Here is a 981-nt window from a genome sequence, read left to right on the forward strand (position 1 = left end):
AACCAACTCGATCTTGATGAAGAACAGAGCACACTGCTCAAAGGCGAAGTCGGTGTCGATTGGTATTGGATGGGTTACGAGGCCGGTAAGTACCTAGCCGAGCGCCATCCAAAAGGCTCAGGTAAAACCAATATTGCCCTACTGCTTGGCCCGCGCACTCGTGGTGGCACTAAGCCTGTCACAACGGGGTTTTATGAAGCTATCAAAAACAGCGACATCCACATCGTTGACTCCTTTTGGGCAGACAACGACAAAGAGTTACAGCGTAACCTTGTGCAGCGCGTGATTGATATGGGTAACATTGACTACATCGTCGGCAGTGCGGTCGCTATAGAAGCAGCCATCAGTGAATTGCGCAGCGCAGATAAAGCCCATGATATTGGTTTGGTATCGGTGTATTTGAGTCACGGTGTGTATCGTGGTCTTCTGCGCAATAAAGTGCTTTTTGCTCCGACAGACAAAATGGTGCAACAAGGTCGCCTGTCTGTCATGCAAGCGGCTCACTATTTACGCCATCAACCGTATGAAAAACAGGCATCGCCAATCATCAAACCACTGACGCCAAAGACGCTTCACGATGACACAATTGAAGAATCGTTATCTCCGTCAGAATATAGGCCGACATTCAGCATAAAGGCTGTTGATTGATGCGCTAAAAAAGTGTTTTATTGATAGATAACCAGTTCATAATCATAAAATCGGAATAACTTGATGCAAAAAACGACTCGTACCATGCCTGCGCATAAACACGTGGCATTGGTTGCCCACGACAATTGCAAACCTGAGCTACTTCGCTGGGTAAAAGAGAATAAAGAAAAGCTGCAACGCCATTTCTTGTACGCTACAGGCACAACTGGCCACATGCTGAGCAAAGAAACTGGCTTAGCAATTAAGAGTATGATCAGCGGCCCGATGGGTGGCGACCAACAACTCGGAGCATTGATTTCGGAAGGTAAAATCGATGTGTTGGTCTTCTTCTGG

At 47.0% G+C, this 981-nt stretch carries 2 protein-coding genes; both read left to right on the forward strand.

Annotation, left to right across the window (positions count from 1 at the left end; all coding sequences use genetic code 11):
• A partial coding sequence (gene torT, locus R7Z50_RS25085) for a TMAO reductase system periplasmic protein TorT (protein ID WP_318149435.1) occupies positions 1–648 on the forward strand: 648 nt, incomplete at its 5' end.
• Between the two features lie 63 nt (positions 649–711).
• On the forward strand, positions 712–981 hold a 270-nt coding region (locus R7Z50_RS25090), incomplete at its 3' end, for a methylglyoxal synthase (RefSeq protein WP_318149436.1).

Source organism: Vibrio sp. 1249-1, assembly GCF_033340495.1.